This is a genomic window from Mycolicibacter senuensis (genome assembly GCF_002101885.1).
Classification (GTDB): domain Bacteria; phylum Actinomycetota; class Actinomycetes; order Mycobacteriales; family Mycobacteriaceae; genus Mycobacterium; species Mycobacterium senuense.
In genome coordinates this window covers 69402-86475 of the sequence record NZ_LQPS01000020.1, presented here as the reverse complement: position 1 = coordinate 86475, position 17074 = coordinate 69402, and the positions used below count along the sequence as shown (strand labels likewise).

Genomic DNA, 17074 nt, shown 5'->3' with positions numbered 1-17074 from the left:
AGAGCATGTTTTACTGGCACGAGTAGGTATCGTGTTCTTTACCCGCCCGTAGGAAGGAGTTGTCACCGTGGCCAGCCCCACCGCCCGCTCAGCCCCCAGCATCCCCGCAGGTTTCGACCCGACCGACCCCGAGATCTACGCCGAGCGGATCCCGGACCGCGAGCTGGCCGAACTGCGCACAACTGAGCCGATCAAGTGGATCGAGCAGCCCGACGGCGTCGGTGGTTTCAACGACGGCGGCTACTGGGCGATCACCCGGCATGAGGACGTCAAAGAGGTGTCGCGGCTGGACGACGTCTTCTCCAGCGAGATGAACACCGCCATCCCGCGGTTCAACGACGACATCCAACGCGAGGCGATAGATGCGCAGCGGATCCTGATGCTCAATCAGGACGCGCCGCACCACACCCGGCAGCGCCGGATCATCTCGCGGGGCTTCACCCCGCGCCACATCCTGCCGCTGCGCGATCAGCTCGAGGAGCGGGCGCAGGCCATCGCCAAGGAGGCGCTGGCCCGGGGCAGCGGCGACTTCGTGGTGGAGGTGGCCTCCGAGCTGCCGCTGCAGGCGATCGCCGGCCTGATGGGGGTGCCGCAGGAGGACCGCGGCAAGCTGTTCGAGTGGACCAACCAGATGACTTCGTACGACGATCCCGAGTACGCCCACTACGACCCGGCGGCCTCAGCGATGGAGATCATCTCCTACGGGCTGCAACTGGCCGAGATGAAGCGCCAGAACCCGGGCGGGGACATCGTGACGACGCTGGTCGAGGCAGACCTCGACGGCGAGAAGCTCAACGACGACGAGCTGGGCTACTTCATCATCCTGCTGGCGGTGGCCGGGTCCGAGACGACCCGCAACTCGATCACCCAGGGCATGATGGCCTTCGTCGACAATCCCGACCAATGGGAGCTGTTCTGCAAGGAGCGTCCGGAGACCACCGCCGACGAGGTGGTGCGCTGGGCCACTCCGGTGACGTCTTTCCAGCGCACCGCAACTCGCGACTACGAGCTCAACGGCACCTTGATCAAGAAGGGCCAGCGGGTGGTGATGTTCTACCGCGCCGCCAACTTCGACCCCGAGGTGTTCGACAACCCGGAGCAGTTCAACATCCTGCGCGACCCCAACCCGCATGTCGGTTTCGGTGGCACCGGGGCGCACTACTGCATCGGCACCCACCTGGCCCGGATGACCATCGGACTGATCTTCAACGCCATCGCCGATCACATCCCCGACCTCAAGCCGCTGGGCGAGCCGGACCGGCTGCGCTCGGGCTGGCTCAACGGGATCAAGCACTGGCAGGTCGACTACACCGGCAAGGCGTAATTCACGGTGCCGGCCGGGCCGGCGGGCGATCGTGCTGCCCGGCGTCCCGGTTACCGGAACCGCGGCCGTCACCTGGCCTCAGCGGCACTTAGACTGGCTGCCGGCGGGGTTTCACCCGTTCACAACCACCCGAGGGGATCATCGAAGATGCTCAGCGCCCAGATCCGCGACGAACTCGCCGCCGAGTTGGCGCAAGCGGAGCGCAGCCGGGTTCCGATCTCGCCGTTGACGGCGGCGCACCCCGACATCGATGTCGTCGACGCCTACGAGATCCAGCTGATCAACATCCGGCAGCGGATCGCCGAAGGCGCCCGGGTCGTCGGGCACAAAGTCGGCCTGTCCAGCGAGGCGATGCAGCAGATGATGGGCGTCGACGAGCCGGACTACGGTCATCTGCTCAACGAGATGCAGGTGTTCGAGGACACCCCGGTCAAGGCGTCGAACTACCTCTACCCGCGGGTCGAGGTGGAGGTGGCCTTCATCCTGGGTGCGGATCTGCCCGGCGCGGACTGCACCGAGGAACACGTGCTGGAGGCCACCGAGGCGTTCGCCCCGGCGATCGAGCTGATCGACAGCCGGATCACCGACTGGAAGATCAAGCTCTGCGACACCATCGCCGACAACGCCTCATCGGCCGGCTTCGTGCTCGGCAAACACCGGGTCAAGCCGGGGGATATAGATATTCGAGCCATCAATGCCTCTTTGACCAAGAACGGCGAGGTGGTCGCCAAGGGCCGCAGTGACGCCGTGCTGGGCAACCCGGTCACCGCGGTGGCCTGGCTGGCCCGCAAGGTGGAGAGCTTCGGGGTGCGGTTGAAGGCCGGCGACATCGTGTTGCCGGGTACTGCGACCCGGGCCATCGATGTGCACGCCGGCGATGACTGCGTCGCCGATTTCTCCGGGCTGGGTTCGGTCCGGCTGGTTTTCGAATAAAGGAGCGCTTATGCCCAACAAAGCCTCGGTCGCCATCGTCGGGTCGGGCAACATCAGTACCGACCTGCTGTACAAACTGCTGCGCTCGGAGTGGCTCGAGCCGCGCTGGATGATCGGCATCGACCCCGAATCCGAGGGTCTGGCCCGCGCCCGCAAGCTCGGCCTGGAGACCTCGGCCGAGGGAGCGGACTGGCTGCTGGCCCAGGACGAGAAGCCGGACTTCGTCTTCGAGGCCACCAGTGCCTACGTGCACAAGGCGTACGCGCCCAAGTACGAGGCGGCCGGCATCCGGGCCATCGACCTGACCCCGGCCGCGGTCGGCCCGGCGGTGATCCCGCCGGCGAACCTGCACGAACACGTCGACGCGCCGAACGTCAACATGATCACCTGCGGCGGGCAGGCCACCATCCCGATCGTCTACGCGGTGACCCGCGCGGTCACCGAGCAGGGCGGCAGCGTGCCTTACGCGGAGATCGTCGCCAGCGTCGCGAGCGTCTCGGCGGGTCCGGGCACCCGGGCCAACATCGACGAGTTCACCAAGACCACCTCGCGCGGGGTGGAGACCATCGGCGGTGCGCAAAAGGGCAAGGCGATCATCATCTTGAACCCGGCCGACCCGCCGATGATCATGCGCGACACCATCTTCTGCCAGATCCCCGAGGACGTCGACCGCGACGCGATCACCAAGTCGATCCACAGCGTGGTCGAGCAGGTACAGACCTACGTTCCCGGCTACCGGTTGCTCAACGAGCCGCAGTTCGACGAGCCGTCGCTGAATTCCGGCGGCCGCGCGGTCGTCACCACCTTCGTTGAGGTCGAGGGTGCCGGCGATTACCTGCCGCCGTATGCGGGCAACCTGGACATCATGACCGCCGCGGCGACCAAGGTCGGCGAGGAGATCGCCCGCGAGATGGCGGCAACGTCCGCGGCGAAAGCTGGAGGTGCGTAAGAAATGACCGGTATTTGGGACGTGCGGATCACCGACACCTCGCTGCGGGACGGTTCGCACCACAAGCGCCACCAGTTCACCGGCGAGGAGGTGGCTGCGATCGTTGCCGCGATCGACGCCGCCGGGGTGCCGGTCATCGAGGTGACCCACGGCGACGGCCTGGGCGGATCCAGCTTCAACTACGGGTTCTCCAAGACCCCGGACCAGGAGCTGATCAAGCTCGCGGCGCAGACCGCCAAAGACGCCAAGATCGCCTTCCTGATGCTGCCCGGCGTGGCCACCAAGGAAGACATGAAGGAGGCGCAGGGCAACGGCGGACAGATCTGCCGGATCGCCACCCACTGCACCGAGGCCGACGTCTCCATCCAGCACTTCGGGCTGGCCCGCGAACTGGGCCTGGAGACCGTCGGGTTCTTGATGATGGCCCACACGATCCCGCCGGAGAAGCTGGCCGCCCAGGCCCGGATCATGGCCGACGCCGGCTGTCAGTGCGTCTACGTGGTGGACTCCGCCGGCGCCCTGGTGCTCGAAGGCGTCCGCGATCGGGTGGCTGCGCTGGTCGCCGAACTCGGTGACGACGCGCAGGTCGGTTTTCATGGTCACGAGAACCTCGGCCTGGGTGTCGCCAACTCCCTGGAGGCGGTGCGTGCCGGTGCCAAGCAGATCGACGGGTCGGTGCGCCGATTCGGCGCCGGGGCGGGTAACGCGCCGGTCGAAGCGCTGATCGGAGTGTTCGACAAGGTCGGCATCAAGACCGGCATCGACTTCTTCGACATCGCCGATGCCGCCGAGGACGTGGTGCGCCCGGCCATGCCCGCCGAGTGCGTGCTGGACCGCAACGCGCTGATCATGGGCTACTCCGGGGTGTACTCGAGCTTCCTCAAGCACGCGGTGCGCCAGGGCGAACGCTACGGCGTGCCCGCCCACGAACTGCTGCACCGCGCCGGGCAGCGCAAGCTGATCGGCGGCCAGGAGGACCAACTCATCGACATCGCCCTGGAAATCCAGCGCGAGCGGGCTGCCGCCGAGTAGCTGTCGGGTCCCTCGGGCACGATGAGGCCGTGACTACCCGCGCTGACGCTCAGCTGATCCTGGAGCAGCTGGCCGGACCGCAGGCGCTCCTGCGCGACGACCAGTGGACCGCGATCGAGGCGCTGGTGGTGGGCCGCCGGCGGGCGCTGGTGGTGCAGCGCACCGGCTGGGGTAAGTCGGCGGTGTACTTCATCGCCGCGAAACTGTTGCGTGCGGCCGGGCACGGGCCGACCGTTATCGTCTCGCCCCTGTTGGCCCTGATGCGCAACCAGGTCGCGGCCGCCGAGCGGGCCGGGGTGCATGCGGCCACCATCAACTCCTCGAACGTCACCGAGTGGGCCGACGTGCAACGCCGGGTGGCAGCCGGTGAGCTGGATGTGCTGCTGGTCAGCCCGGAACGGCTGAACAACCCGGACTTCCGCGACGAGGTGCTGCCCGCGCTGGCGGCGCGGGCCGGGCTGGTGGTGGTCGACGAGGCGCATTGCGTCTCGGACTGGGGGCACGACTTCCGGCCGGACTACCGGCGCATCCGCACCCTGATCGCCGACCTCGGCGCAGATGTCCCGGTGCTGGCCACCACCGCGACCGCCAACGACCGGGTGGTCGACGACGTCGCCGGCCAACTCGGGGTCGGTGGTGGCGACACGCTGGTGCTGCGGGGCGGCCTGGACCGGGAGTCATTGCGGCTGTCGGTGATTCAGGCCGGCGGCCCGGCCCAACGGGCCGCCTGGATCGGTGCGCACCTGGAAGCACTGCCGGGGTCCGGGATCGTCTACACGCTCACCGTGGCCCAGGCCCACGATGTCGCCGCCGATCTGCGTGCGCAGGGGTTCGCGGTCGCGGCCTACACCGGTTCCACCGAAGCGGCCGACCGGGAACAACTGGAGGCGGATCTGCTGGCCAACCGGGTCAAGGCGCTGATCGCCACCTCGGCGCTGGGGATGGGCTTCGACAAGCCGGACCTCGGGTTCGTCATCCACCTGGGTGCGCCATCCTCGCCGATCGCCTACTACCAGCAGGTGGGACGGGCGGGGCGCTCCACGGCCAGCGCGGAGGTCATCCTGCTGCCCGGCCCGGAAGATCAGGACATCTGGCGTTACTTCGCGTCGCTGGCGTTCCCGCCGGAAGCGTTGGTGCGCAAGGTGATCGGCGAGCTCTCGGCCGAACGGCCGCTGTCGACACCCGCGCTGGAACCGCTGGTCGACTTGAATCGGTCGCGACTGGAGATGGTGCTCAAGGTCCTCGACGTCGACGGCGCGGTGCGCCGGGTCAAGGGCGGCTGGCTGGGTACCGGGCAGCCGTGGACCTACGACGAGCAGCGTTACCGCAACCTCGCCGAGCTGCGCCGGGCCGAACAGCGGGCGATGCTCGATTATCAGAGCACCGCCGAATGCCGGATGGCGTTCCTGCGCGCCCAGCTCAACGACCCGCAACTGCGCGCCGGGGAACGCTGCGGGCGGTGCGACAACTGCGCCGGGCCGCGGTTTGACGCCGACGTGGATGCGGCCGCCGCCGCGGCCACCCGGGAGCGGCTGATGCGTCCCGGCGTGGAGCTGACCCCGCGCCGCCAGTGGCCGTCCGGGCTGGCGAAACTCGGGATCGACTTGTCCGGCCGGATCACCGACGGGCCGGAGCCGGGCCGGGTGATCGGCCGGCTCACCGACCTGGGCTGGGGTGCCCGGCTGCGGCGGCTGCTCGACGGGCCGGATCAGGAGGTCCCCGAGGAGGTGGTTCGCGCGGCGGTCGCGGTGCTGGCGGGCTGGGACTGGCAGAGCAGGCCGGCCGCGGTGCTGGGGCTGGATTCGGCCACGCATCCGGTGCTGATCGGCTCGCTGGCCGACCGGCTGGCGCAGCTCGGCCGGCTGACCCGGCTGGAAACGCTGCGCTACGCGCCGGGCCGGCGGGCGACGACGGCGGCGAACTCGGCCTATCGGGTCGCCGGCCTGCAGGGGGCCTGGCTGCCGCCCACCGATCTGCCGGCCGATGTCGGGCCGGTGTTGCTGGTCGACGACGTGAGCGACACGGGGTGGACCCTGACGATGGCCGCCCGGGTGCTGCGGGCCGCCGGTGCGCCGCAGGTGCTGCCGTTCGCGCTGGCCGGCGTGAACTGACGGCGCGGGTACCGTCGAGAGATGAGCGCAATCATTCGAGCCACCGCCGTGGCCCTCGCGGGTGCGGCGCTGATACTGGCCCCGGTAGCGAACGCCGCGCCGCAACAATGCGACCAGACGTTCGGCAACTCGATCGACTCGTACCTGAACCGGCACCCGGACGTCCGGGCTGAACTGGACGAGAAGGGACGGCAGGAAGACCCCGGCGCTCCGAACCCGGTGCTGTCCTACCTCGAACGGCACCCGCATGTTCGGGAGGCGCTGATCACGTTGTCCCAGCAGTGCGTGTGACGAACGGAGACCGGAACACGTACCTGCTGGTGGGCACCGTGTCGATGTTCAGGTGAGCGCCGAAGCGCGAGACGCTCTCCACCATCTTCTTGACCCGGTCGCCCAGATCGGCTTCGTCGGCCGCGCCGTAGAACGCGTACGGGTCTGACACCGCCGCGTCGGGGAACAACTCCTCGACGATGGCGTCGATCGGCGGCGCGTCGTCGGTGAGCGCGCGGATCACCGCGTTCTGGGTGTAGCCGAAGGTCGCCTGGGTGTCGATCGCCACCTGGGTGTGGTCGATGTGCCAGCGATGCAGCCAGGTGGCGTGGTCCAACTCGGCGGGCCGGCGCAGCAATGCCACGTTGGCCAATCCCGGAGTGCGCGCGCCGTTGTCGGGGTCCGGCGGTGCCATCGGTGTCGATTCGGTCACCAGATACGCTGCCGCCGAGTCTGCTTCGGCCTCGATCAGCGCGATGGCGGCCCGGGCCTGCGTGCCGTAATACTGCTCGGTCCACAGGCTGATGACTGCGGCGGCCGGCGGGTCCAGTGTCGTCAGGGTCATCATGGCATCGCGCACCGGCTCGTCGCGCACGTTGACCGCCAGCCCCGGAAGCCCCAGATCCAGCAGCTCCGCGGCGACCGGCCCGCGCAGTTTGCGGCACCATTCCTCGCTGAAATCGGCTGTCCGGGCAACGATTATGACCTTTTCCATCAATGTCTCCTAGGTTGCAGCGCGGAACGCCTCGACGAGTTCGCTCAGCAGCTCGGTGGCCCGGTCGGTGTCGCGCGGCAGTGAGCAGGTGACCCGCACATCGGTGACGCCGGCGGCCACCAACGCCGGCGCCGAGGCCACGGTGGCCGCGGTGTCGAGGGAACCGTCTGCGCGCTTGACGGTCTTCGCGTGTCCCAGCACCTGCAACCCGGTCGGGTCGCCACCGTGGCCGGCGATGCGGTCCTTCATCTCGGCGATGGCGCCGGCCGGGTCCTGGATCGCGGGACCCCACGGAATCCAACCGGTGCCGAACCGGGTCAGCCGGCGTGCCACAGCGTCGTTGACGGTGCCGCTGACCCAGATCGGAACACCGCCGGGCTGAACGGGTTTGGGCATCTGGTGGATATTGTCGAACGTCAACTCCGGTGCGGCGTAGCTGCTGCTCCGGTGCGTCCACAACGTTCGGCATACCTCGAGAGTGTGATCCAGCAACCGCCCGCGGCGCTCGAACGGCAGCCCGGCGGCCTCATATTCCTCGCGTTGCCAGCCGACGCCGACGCCGAGATCCAGTCGCCCGCCCGAGAGTACGTCCAGCGTGGCCAACTGCTTGGCCAACACCGCCGGTCGGCGCAGCGCCGCCAGCAGGACCGCGGTGCCGAGCCGGATCCGGGTGGTGGTGGCCGCCAGCGCGGTCAGCACGATCAGCGGGTCGAGCCATTGGCCGTCGGGACCGGTCGGCTGGCGTCCCCCGGCGATCCCGCCCAGCCGGGGATCGGCGTAGGCGTCCGGATTCTCGCCGAAAACCACATGGTCGGAGACGACGACCCGATCCACCCCGGCGGCGTCCATCGCGGCGCCCAGCGCCAGGGTGGCGCCCCAGTCCTGGCCGGGATCATCGGTGAAAGTCTTCAGCTGCAGCGAGATCTGGGGCGCCATCACGTTCGTACCTTTCGGGCCGGCCGGGACTCGATCGCATCGATCGACAGGGTTCGCACCGCGATCTGCCAGCCCCGCTCGCCGCGACGGTAGACGTCGTTGTAGCGCAGGTACCAGACGTGGTCGGTCACTTTGCCGCCCCTGTCGATCCAGTGATGCGCCACCCCGGCGATCTGTCCGGTCGCCGTGTCGCCGGAGGCGGTGTAGATCTCGCCGAGGATGCCGTGCTGGGTCCGCGTCACTCCGCCGAGTGCGGACAGCGCTTGCCGTACCCCGGCACGGGCGGTGTGTCGCACGTGCGGTTCCAGGTGATCCGGTGGTTGCGGCACGATCAGTTCGGCGTCGGTGGTGAACAATTCGGCAACCTCGTCGAACCGGCGCGCATCGACGTAGCCGGCGTAGCGGTGCACCAGCCCCGACAATGCCAGCTGGTCGGCCACCGACAGGCTCATGGCGCCGAACCCAGCAGCGACGTCGGCGTGCTCCCGCCGAGCTGGCCGGTGAGCGCGTTGGCGGTCCGGAGCAGCCCGCGCGCCCATTTGGTGATCTCGGCGTCGGTCAGTGCCCGCTCGGCGTGCAGCGAAACCACCATCGCCTGACGTTGATGATGGTCATACACCGGCGCCGAGATGACGCTGATATCAAGGCGCTCACGAGTGCCGGCCGCTCGGGTTTTGTCGCGCAGGTACACCCGCTCGCCGATGTCGGAGACCAGTTCGCCGAGCAGGGCACGCAGCTCGTCCGGCAGGTCGCTGGACAGGCCCGCCATCATGGCGTAGAGCCGCCGCCCACCCGGGGTGAGTCGTTCGACGAGGTACCCGTCGGACCGGCATTCGGCGACGACGCGCCGTAGCCGTTCGCTCTCGGAGCGCAGCGGAATGGTGGGCTGCCGGGCCAGCCAGTCCTGCAGGGCGGCGTCGTCCCAGAGCACGAACATCAGTCCTACCGGCGGCGCGAACGGATAACTCTGGCCGGCCTGAACTCCCAGGCGCGCGTTCGGGGCCGCGACCAGCTCCAGAACCGTGATCCGGTCGTCGAGCACCGCGCTCAGCGCGGCGGACGTGGCGAACTCCGCCGAAAGACGCCGCAGTTGCTCCCGGGCTGCCGGGCCGACCCGCAGCGACTGCTGGGCGGCCCGGCCGAGCGAAATCAGCCCCGCACCGAGCCGATAGGTCTTGTCCGGATCATCGCGCGTCAGGTAGCCGGCCTCGGTCAGGGTCGTGGCGATACCCAGGCAGGTGGGCTTGGTCAGGCCGGTCCGGCGGGCCAGTTCGGAAAGCCCGAAACGCTGGTCAGGGTGCTGGGCCAGAAAGTCCAGCATCGCCACCACCCGCTCGGTCGGCGGCGACGACCGAACCGCTCGTCCAGGCACAGCCATTGCCGCATGGTAGCGCGAACGTCTAAAGTCGGTTCGAGATATCTACCATATCGGTTCATTATTGAACCACCCGATCATCAGTGAGGTGCTGCCGCGATGTACTCCGAGCCACTGTCGGCCGCGATCGCCGAGGCGGAGAAGCTGGTCGCCGCCGCCGCCCACATCGAGACCGAGGCCGACCTGCTCGAAGGCCTGCAGTATCTGGCCGGCGGGATCGAAGCGTGTGTGCACGCCGCGTTCAACTCCGAACGGGACCACCCGTTCCTGCTGTCGGGCACCGGGCCGTTCACCAAGATGGGCCTGGACAATCCCGACACCTTGTACTTCGGCGCCGTGGTGCGCCCCGGCAACGACTATGTGGTTCGCGGGCATCGCGGCACCACGACCGATCTGAGCTTCCAGCTGCTCGGCGGTGAGTACACCGACGACCACGTCCCGGCCAGCGAGGCGGCCTTCGACGACCGGGAACTCGATGTCGACGCCGACGGCAACTTCACCTGGCGCTTCCGTCCGAAGACCCCGGCGCAGTTAGTGATCCGCGAGGTCTACAACGACTGGAGCGCCCGGCGCGGCACGCTCTCGATATCCCGGACCGACACCGAAGGCACCGCACCGCCGCCGCTGACCCGCCAACTCATCGAGAAGCGTTATGCGGCAGCGGGAAAGCAACTGATCAACCGGGTGAAGACCTGGCTGGCGTTCCCGCAGTGGTTCTATCTGAATCTGCCGGTCAACACCATGGTGGCGCCGCGGCTCACGCCCGGCGGACTGGCCACCCAGTACTCGTCGGCGGGGCACTACGAGTTGCGGCCCGAGGAGGCGCTGCTGATCACCCTGCCGGTGTCCGATGCGCCCTACCTGGGCTTCCAGCTGGGCAGCCTGTGGTACATCTCGCTGGACTACATCAACCACCAGACATCGCTGAACGCGACTCAGGCGCAGGCAGACCCGGACGGCAAGATCCGGATCGTCGTCTCCGACACCAATCCCGGCGTCACCAACTGGGTCGAGACGCTGGCGCACCGCCGCGGCTTTCTGCAGTTCCGCTGGCAGCGCGTGTCACGTCAGCTCACCGAGGCCGATGGGCCGACCGTCGAACTCGTCGACGTCAACACGATCCCGGCGGCCTTGCCCTTCTACGACCACAACAAGATCGCGCAAGACGGCTGGCGGGCGCGTATCGCGCTGCGGCAGCGGCAAATCGCTGAAAGAATGCTGGGGTGAAGATGACCGGGATGTTCGACGGCAAAGTCGTGGTGATCAGCGGGGTCGGGCCGGGACTCGGCAGCACGCTGGCGCACCGGTTCGCGGCCGAAGGCGCCGACCTGGTGCTGGTCGCGCGCAGTGCGGACCGCCTTGAAGAGGTCGCGCAGCAGGTCCGTGGCGCCGGGCGGCGCGCACTTGCAGTGCCCGCCGACATAACCGACGACGACCAAGTCGCCCACCTGGTCGAGGCGGCCACCGGCGAGTACGACCACATCGACGTGCTGATCAACAACGCCTTCCGGGTGCCGTCGATGAAGCCGCTGGCGCAGACCACCTTTCAGCACATCCGGGATGCCATCGAGCTCAGTGGGCTCGGTGCGCTGCGCCTGACGCAGGGTTTCACGACCGCGCTGGCCGACGCCAACGGCGCGGTGGTCAACCTGAACTCCATGGTGATTCGGCACTCTCAGCCCAAGTACGGCGCCTACAAGATGGCCAAGGCGGCACTGCTGGCGATGTCGCAGTCACTGGCCTCCGAACTCGGCGAGCAGGGCATCCGGGTCAATTCGGTTGCCCCCGGTTATATCTGGGGCGACACGTTGCAGAGCTACTTCAACCACCAGGCCGGTAAGTACGGCACCACCGTCGAGCAGATCTATGCCGCCACCGCGGCCAACTCCGACCTCAAGCGGCTGCCCACCGAGGATGAGGTGGCCTCGGCGGTCCTGTTCCTGGCCAGCGATCTGGCCAGCGGGATCAGCGGCCAGGTTCTCGACGTCAACTGCGGGGAGTACCACAACTGATGCCACGCACCGATGTAGGCACCGTCGATGATCTGCACGCCTCGGCCACCAAGATGGTCGGCCTCGACGACTTCGGCCCCGATGACGACAACTACCGCGAAGCGCTTGGCGTGCTGCTGGAGTCCTACCGCACCGAGGCCGATCTCACAGAGCTTGGCAGCAAGATGAACCGGTTCTTCCTGCGCGGTGCACTGGTGGCCCGGTTGCTGGCGCAGGCCGGCTGGAACGCGCATCCGGAGTACGCCGACGTCGCCGTCGAACGACCGATATTCGTCACCGGGCTGCCCCGCACCGGCACCACCGCGCTGCACCGGCTGCTGGGCGCCGACCCGGCGCACCAGGGCTTGGAGATGTGGTTGGCCGAGTTCCCGCAGCCCCGCCCGCCGCGCGAAACCTGGGACACCAACCCGGTGTTCCAGCAGATGCAGGCACAGTTCGCCCAGCATCACGAGGAGAACCCGGACTACACCGGGTTGCACTTCATGACCGCCGACGGCCTCGAGGAGTGCTGGCAGTTGCTGCGCCAGTCGCTGCACTCGGTGTCCTACGAGACGCTGGCGCATCTGCCGAGCTATTCGCGCTGGTTGTCCGAACAGGACTGGACCCCGTCGTATCGCCGGCACCGGCGCAACTTGCAGCTGATCGGGCTCAACGACCCGGGCAAGCGCTGGGTGCTCAAGAATCCCAGCCACCTGTTCGCCCTGGACGCGATCATGGCGGTCTACCCGGACGCGCTCATCGTGCAATGCCACCGGCCGGTCGAGACCATCTTGGCGTCGATGTGCTCGCTGGCTCAGCACACCACCGAAGGCCAGTCGAACACCTTCGTCGGCGCGCAGATCGGCGCCGACGAGATGGAGACCTGGGCCCGCGGGCTGGAGCTGTTCAACACCCAACGCACCCAATACGATCAGGCGCAGTTCTGCGACATCGACTATCGCGAGTTCGTCGCGGACCCGGTGGCGACCGCGGCGGGAATCTACGAACGCTTCGGCCTGCCGCTCTCGAATGAGGCGCGCCAGGCGATGGCCGACGACTACGCCGCGAGCAAGACCGGACCGCGCGCGCCCAGACATCACTACGCGCTGGAGGATTACGGGCTGACCACCGAGCAGGTGCAGGAGCGGTTCGCCGGCCTGTGAGCCGGATCCGTTGCGCGAGGCGTGGCGGTCAGTCGATGCCGTCGCCGGGCGGCGGTGCGCTGGAGGTCTCCTCCAGATGGCCCTCGGCGACTGCATGCCGAATGCTCTTCGCCAGGTTCGGGCAGCCGCGGCTGCGGCTGCTGGCCTGGCCCGCTTCGCGTTCGGCGGCGAAGTGCGCGCACTGCTTGAGCGACTCCGAACTCCACTGTACCGAGGTGTAGCCCGGCCCCAGCTTCTTCACCTCGACGCTGGCCCGGCAGTGCCGGCACTCGATCGGGACCAGTCCCGAGTGCAGATAGCGGTCTGAATCCCGTTCTGTGGCAGCACGTATCGCCTCGTACCGGGCCGGATCGACCGGGAACAGCGGTTGCCGCGCGTAGCGCGTGTCGGGCCCGGCATCGTCGGCGTCGGGCTCGTCGTCATGGTCGTCGTGCGGGCCGTACAGCGCCAGCATGGACCGCGCCAGATCTTCGACCGCCGGGACGCCGGGCTCCTCCGGGCTCATGGCGGCGGCTACTCGGCGCTAACGGTTTCGGCGGATTCCGTGCTGTTGTCGGCCTCGGCGTTCTCCCGCAGGTTCTCGGCGACCTCGGCGTTCCACTTCTCGTTGGCCACCGTCGCGTCGATCTCGATCTCGAAGCGATCGGTCATCTCTGGGGTGACATCGGCGGCGTCGACATAGAACTGCGAGTACCAACGCCGCAGCTGGTAGACCGCACCGTCCTCCTCGACCAGCAGCGGGTTCTCGATGCGGCTCTTGTGCGTCCAGATCTCGACGTCCTGCAGGAACCCCTTGCTGACGCCCTCGGTCATCACCTCGGCGAGCTTCTCGGTGGTCTCGTCGTCCAGGCCCTTGGGTTTCTGCACGATGACGCCCCACATCAGCCGGAACTGGTCATGGCTGATCGGGTAGTGGCAGTTGATCAGGATCGACTCGGACTTGAAACCGCTGTAGCTGTTGTGCAGCCAGTTGATCATGAACGACGGCCCGAAGTAGGACGCCTCCGAGTCCAGCTCCGCACCGGCGTAGCTGGTGCCCAGCCCGGGGACATCGGGGCGCCCGACATTGTGCAGGTACTGCGAGGCGACGTGACCCTCGAAGACGTTCTTGAACGAGGTGGGCAGGCCGTAGTGGATGTAGAAGAAGTGCGCGAAGTCGGTGACGTTGTCGATGATGTCGCGGCAGTTGGAGTCGATCACCATGGAGTTCCAGCGCCAGTCGGTCCACTCACCGCTGGACCACTCCGGGATCTCCGGGATCCGCACCTCGTCCGGCGGCGGGTTGCCCTCCGGGTCGTGCCACATGAACAGCAGGCCGCCGCGCACGTCGGTCGGGAAGGAGCGGGTCCGGGCCATCCGCGGGGTCCGCTTGGAGTAGGGGACCAGCTTGCAGCGGCCGTCGCCGCCCCAGCGCCAGTCGTGGAACGGGCAGGCCACCTCATCGCCCTTGATGGTGCCGCGACTGAGGTCACCGCCCATGTGGCGGCAGTAGGCGTCGAGTACGTGCAGGTCACCGTGCGAGTCGCCGAAGACCACCAGCTTGGCGCCGAACGCGTGGATCGAGTGCGGTTTGCCGTCCAGGAACTCCTTCACCGGGCCCAGGCAGTGCCAGCCCCTGGCGTAGCGATCCGGCAGCGTGCCGGTGTCTATTTCGCGGACGCCGACCTCGGCGTTGTCAGTGCTCACCTGTTGCCTCCAACCCGTTGCTTCTAACTAGAACACGTTACAGTTTTCTCGCCCGGTTGCGCAATAAACCCAGCTTGTTCCGGGTCTTTAGTCCTTGCGGTATATGTGAACGATGCAGCTCTTCTCCTTTGACGGCCGTGCTCCGCGGATCGACCCCACCGCCTTCGTTGCGCCGACGGCGACCCTGATCGGCGACGTCACCATCGAGGCCGGCGCGTCGGTGTGGTTCGGCGCCATATTGCGCGGCGACGACGCGCCCATCGTGGTGCGGGAGGGAGCCAACGTTCAGGACGGCTCGGTGCTGCACGTGCCACCCGGGGTGCCGGTCGACATCGGTCCCGGTGCGACGGTGGCCCACATGTGCCTGATCCACGGCGCCCACATCGGTTCCGAGGCGTTGATCGGCAATCACTCCACGGTGCTCGACGGCGCGGTGATCGGCAGTCGCAGCCTGGTCGCGGCGGGTGCCACGGTGCTCGCCGGGACCAGGATCCCCGATGGGGTGCTGGTGACCGGTGCGCCCGCCGTCGTCAAAGGCCCGCTGGCGGGTACCGGCGCCGAGATGTGGATCAACGCGAACCCGCCGTACTACCGGGACCTCGCGCAGCGCTACCGCGCCGGACTCAAACCGGTGGAGCCGAGCTAAGCCCCGGCGGCCGCGAGTTCGGCCAGCAGTGGGGCGAACACGTCGCCGATATCGGAAGCGTCGGCCCCGCCCGAAGCGTCGGTGAACGGGATCTCGAACAGGGTGAATTGCAGCCCGGGCATGCTCACGATGTCCTTCATGCCGTCCTCGGTGAACAAAAAGGTGTTGTAGAACAACGGCGTGAAGGTGAATTGGCTGGCGAACCCCGCCTCCGGGTCGTTGATGACGGTGCTGCTGAACATGTGCATCATTCCCCCGATGGGCAAGCTGAAGGGGAACATTTCGGTCGTGTCGAAAACCGTTCCCACGCTGGGATAACCGGCCGAGTCGTCGAGCACGCTGAGGACCTCGATGTGCTCGTTGTGATAGAGCAGCGGGATGCCGAAACTGCTGATCTGGGCGGTGTACCAGTCGGGTCCGCCCGAGCCGTCGTAGACGGTGAAGACACCGTCGGTCCCCCCGCGGGGATCCCAGAAACCGGGCGCCTCCATCTCGCCGATACCGATGCCGTATGGCCAGGCGTCCTCGATCGCATCGGCGCCGGCGTGGCCGGCGTGGCCGGCGACTGCGACCGCGGCCCCGACTGCCGCACCTATCAGCCCCACCGTGACACGAGTCCTGCGCATGACGACCCCCGAAAAGTAAAAAGAACGCTTTTTCTTTTCAGGAAATTATCATTTTTTGTAGGGTCGGTCAATGGCAGGGCTTGCGCGGGGTGCGGTTCTCGGTCAAGAGCTCACAGCTCTGCTGCGCCGGTTGCCGCGCCGGTCAGTTCGGCCGACAGTTGGGCGAACACGTCGCCGGTCTCCGAGGCGTCCCCGGCGCCGGACGCGTCGGTGAACGGGATGTCGAACAGGGTGAATTGCTGACCGAAGCTGCTCACCACGTCTTTCATGCCGTCGTCGGTGGACAGGAAGGTGTTGCCGAATAAGGGCCCCAGCGTGAATTGGGTGGCGTAGCCCAACTCCGGGTCGTCGAGCGTGGCATAGCCGAACCAGTCGACGGCGCCGATGGGAGTGTTGGATCGGAACAACTGGGTCTCGTCGAAAACCGTTCCGACGGTGGGGTAGCCGTCCGAGGGGTCGAGCACGTTGGTGACTTCGGTGTGCTGGTTGGTGTAGAGGCCGGGGATGATGAACGTGTTGTCGTGGACGGTGTACCAGTCATCCGTTCCAGCGGAGGAGTGGGTGGCGGTGTAGTCGCCCCAGTTGTTGACGATGGGGCCGAAGGCGTCCTGGCCTTCGTTGGTGCCCTGTCCCTGAGCGATGAATAGGTAACCGGGCAGGCTCAGAGACGATGAGCCCAGGCCGCCGCTGCCGTAAGGCCAGCCGTCGTCGATGTCCTCGGCGGCCGCGCTACCCGCGCACGCAACACCTAGGCTCAGCGCCAGACCGATCAATGTGACGTACCGCATGGCCCAACCCCCCCAACAAGATGCCCCTTTCGGCAACGGGCGACCTTGCTATATGCCGGCTAGGCGCAGAAAATTACTCCCCACCGGCGCGGGAGTCAATGAATCGGAAGAGATTCAGAGTTTGCGGGCGGTCTTGGCGGCCCGCTCGACCTCCCAGAACGCGCGCAGCGCGATCAGCTTGCCTTCGTCGTTCACCCGATAGGTGAACACGCCGTCGGTGGTGATCTGGTGACCCGCCATCGTCGTCACGATCGCGCCGACGTTGGCTTCCTCGTTGCCGCAGGCGAAGCTGTCGACGAAGTTGAACTCGACCTTGTCGGTCGCGGCGATCGCCTTGTCCCAGAACGCCGAGATCGCGTCCCGGCCGCGGTGGCCCGTGCCCTCCGGGTCGAACGGCGACGGGCCGATCGGGTCCTCGACGATGGCGTCGTCGGCGAACACTGCCAGCCAAGCCTCCTTGTCGCGGGCGGTCACCGCGTCACGCGAACGCTGCCCCGCCACGTGGGCGGGATGATCGGTGTTGGCCATG

General features: G+C 67.6%; 19 protein-coding genes. 10 read left to right on the top strand and 9 right to left on the bottom strand.

The genetic code is table 11. The features are described 5' to 3' along the window. Positions 1–67: 67 nt before the first annotated feature. From AWC24_RS04185 to AWC24_RS04160, 6 genes are all read left to right on the top strand, one after another. Complete coding sequence (locus tag AWC24_RS04185) at positions 68–1324, top strand: cytochrome P450 (RefSeq protein ID WP_085082348.1); 1257 nt, start codon at positions 68–70, stop codon at positions 1322–1324. Positions 1325–1471: 147 nt separating this feature from the next. Then, on the top strand, positions 1472–2257 hold the full coding sequence (locus AWC24_RS04180) for a 2-keto-4-pentenoate hydratase (RefSeq protein ID WP_085082346.1): 786 nt from the start codon (positions 1472–1474) through the stop codon (positions 2255–2257). Positions 2258–2267: 10 nt separating this feature from the next. Beyond that, on the top strand, positions 2268–3206 hold the full coding sequence (locus AWC24_RS04175; protein ID WP_085082344.1) for an acetaldehyde dehydrogenase (acetylating): 939 nt from the start codon (positions 2268–2270) through the stop codon (positions 3204–3206). 3 nt (positions 3207–3209) lie between these two features. Then, entirely contained in the window at positions 3210–4238 is a 1029-nt protein-coding gene (gene dmpG, locus AWC24_RS04170; protein ID WP_085082336.1) for a 4-hydroxy-2-oxovalerate aldolase, read from the top strand. Between the two features lie 29 nt (positions 4239–4267). After that, positions 4268–6349 carry a RecQ family ATP-dependent DNA helicase gene (locus AWC24_RS04165; protein ID WP_085082334.1) on the top strand — a complete coding sequence of 694 codons (2082 nt, stop codon included), beginning with the start codon at positions 4268–4270 and terminating at the stop codon, positions 6347–6349. Between the two features lie 21 nt (positions 6350–6370). Continuing rightward, positions 6371–6640 carry a hypothetical protein gene (locus AWC24_RS04160; protein ID WP_065024232.1) on the top strand — a complete coding sequence of 90 codons (270 nt, stop codon included), beginning with the start codon at positions 6371–6373 and terminating at the stop codon, positions 6638–6640. Here the strand turns inward: AWC24_RS04160 and AWC24_RS04155 are convergent. Genes AWC24_RS04155 through AWC24_RS04140 form a run of 4 tightly spaced genes read right to left on the bottom strand, consistent with a single transcriptional unit; the run spans position 6615 to position 9648 of the window. Then, complete coding sequence (locus tag AWC24_RS04155; RefSeq protein WP_085082332.1) at positions 6615–7334, bottom strand: EthD domain-containing protein; 720 nt, start codon at positions 7332–7334, stop codon at positions 6615–6617. The genes AWC24_RS04160 and AWC24_RS04155 overlap by 26 nt on opposite strands. 9 nt (positions 7335–7343) lie before the next feature. Continuing rightward, on the bottom strand, positions 7344–8270 hold the full coding sequence (locus AWC24_RS04150; protein ID WP_085082330.1) for a TIGR03619 family F420-dependent LLM class oxidoreductase: 927 nt from the start codon (positions 8268–8270) through the stop codon (positions 7344–7346). After that, complete coding sequence (locus AWC24_RS04145) at positions 8270–8722, bottom strand: nuclear transport factor 2 family protein (protein ID WP_085082328.1); 453 nt, start codon at positions 8720–8722, stop codon at positions 8270–8272. The genes AWC24_RS04150 and AWC24_RS04145 overlap by 1 nt, the downstream gene beginning before the upstream one ends. Then, positions 8719–9648: an IclR family transcriptional regulator gene (locus tag AWC24_RS04140; RefSeq protein ID WP_085082326.1), complete on the bottom strand. Its 930-nt coding sequence runs from the start codon at positions 9646–9648 to the stop codon at positions 8719–8721. The genes AWC24_RS04145 and AWC24_RS04140 overlap by 4 nt, the downstream gene beginning before the upstream one ends. A 96-nt stretch (positions 9649–9744) precedes the next feature. Between AWC24_RS04140 and AWC24_RS04135 the strand changes: the two genes are divergently transcribed. The 3 genes from AWC24_RS04135 to AWC24_RS04125 are packed head-to-tail and all read left to right on the top strand — an operon-like array spanning position 9745 to position 12799. Next, complete coding sequence (locus AWC24_RS04135; RefSeq protein ID WP_085082324.1) at positions 9745–10872, top strand: hypothetical protein; 1128 nt, start codon at positions 9745–9747, stop codon at positions 10870–10872. A gap of 2 nt (positions 10873–10874) precedes the next feature. After that, entirely contained in the window at positions 10875–11657 is a 783-nt protein-coding gene (locus AWC24_RS04130; protein ID WP_085082390.1) for an SDR family oxidoreductase, read from the top strand. Next, positions 11657–12799 carry a sulfotransferase family protein gene (locus tag AWC24_RS04125; protein ID WP_085082322.1) on the top strand — a complete coding sequence of 381 codons (1143 nt, stop codon included), beginning with the start codon at positions 11657–11659 and terminating at the stop codon, positions 12797–12799. Before AWC24_RS04130 ends, AWC24_RS04125 begins: the two co-directional genes overlap by 1 nt. A 28-nt stretch (positions 12800–12827) precedes the next feature. Here the strand turns inward: AWC24_RS04125 and AWC24_RS04120 are convergent, their stop codons facing one another. After that, positions 12828–13304, bottom strand: a complete 477-nt coding sequence (locus AWC24_RS04120; RefSeq protein WP_085082320.1) for a hypothetical protein — start codon at positions 13302–13304, stop codon at positions 12828–12830. 8 nt (positions 13305–13312) lie between these two features. Further along, on the bottom strand, positions 13313–14485 hold the full coding sequence (locus tag AWC24_RS04115) for a 3-ketosteroid-9-alpha-monooxygenase, oxygenase component (RefSeq protein WP_085082318.1): 1173 nt from the start codon (positions 14483–14485) through the stop codon (positions 13313–13315). Positions 14486–14597: 112 nt separating this feature from the next. On the opposite strand from AWC24_RS04115, the gene AWC24_RS04110 reads away from it, so the two are divergent. After that, complete coding sequence (locus tag AWC24_RS04110; RefSeq protein ID WP_085082316.1) at positions 14598–15131, top strand: gamma carbonic anhydrase family protein; 534 nt, start codon at positions 14598–14600, stop codon at positions 15129–15131. Here AWC24_RS04110 and AWC24_RS04105 read toward each other — a convergent pair. From AWC24_RS04105 to AWC24_RS04095, 3 genes are all read right to left on the bottom strand, one after another. Further along, positions 15128–15757: a hypothetical protein gene (locus tag AWC24_RS04105; protein WP_085082314.1), complete on the bottom strand. Its 630-nt coding sequence runs from the start codon at positions 15755–15757 to the stop codon at positions 15128–15130. The two genes, AWC24_RS04110 and AWC24_RS04105, sit on opposite strands and share 4 nt — an antisense overlap. 110 nt (positions 15758–15867) lie before the next feature. Continuing rightward, positions 15868–16545 carry a hypothetical protein gene (locus AWC24_RS04100; protein ID WP_085082311.1) on the bottom strand — a complete coding sequence of 226 codons (678 nt, stop codon included), beginning with the start codon at positions 16543–16545 and terminating at the stop codon, positions 15868–15870. Between the two features lie 114 nt (positions 16546–16659). Further along, positions 16660–17073, bottom strand: coding sequence for a nuclear transport factor 2 family protein (locus AWC24_RS04095; protein ID WP_085082309.1), 414 nt, complete (start codon positions 17071–17073; stop codon positions 16660–16662). Position 17074 lies beyond the last annotated feature (1 nt).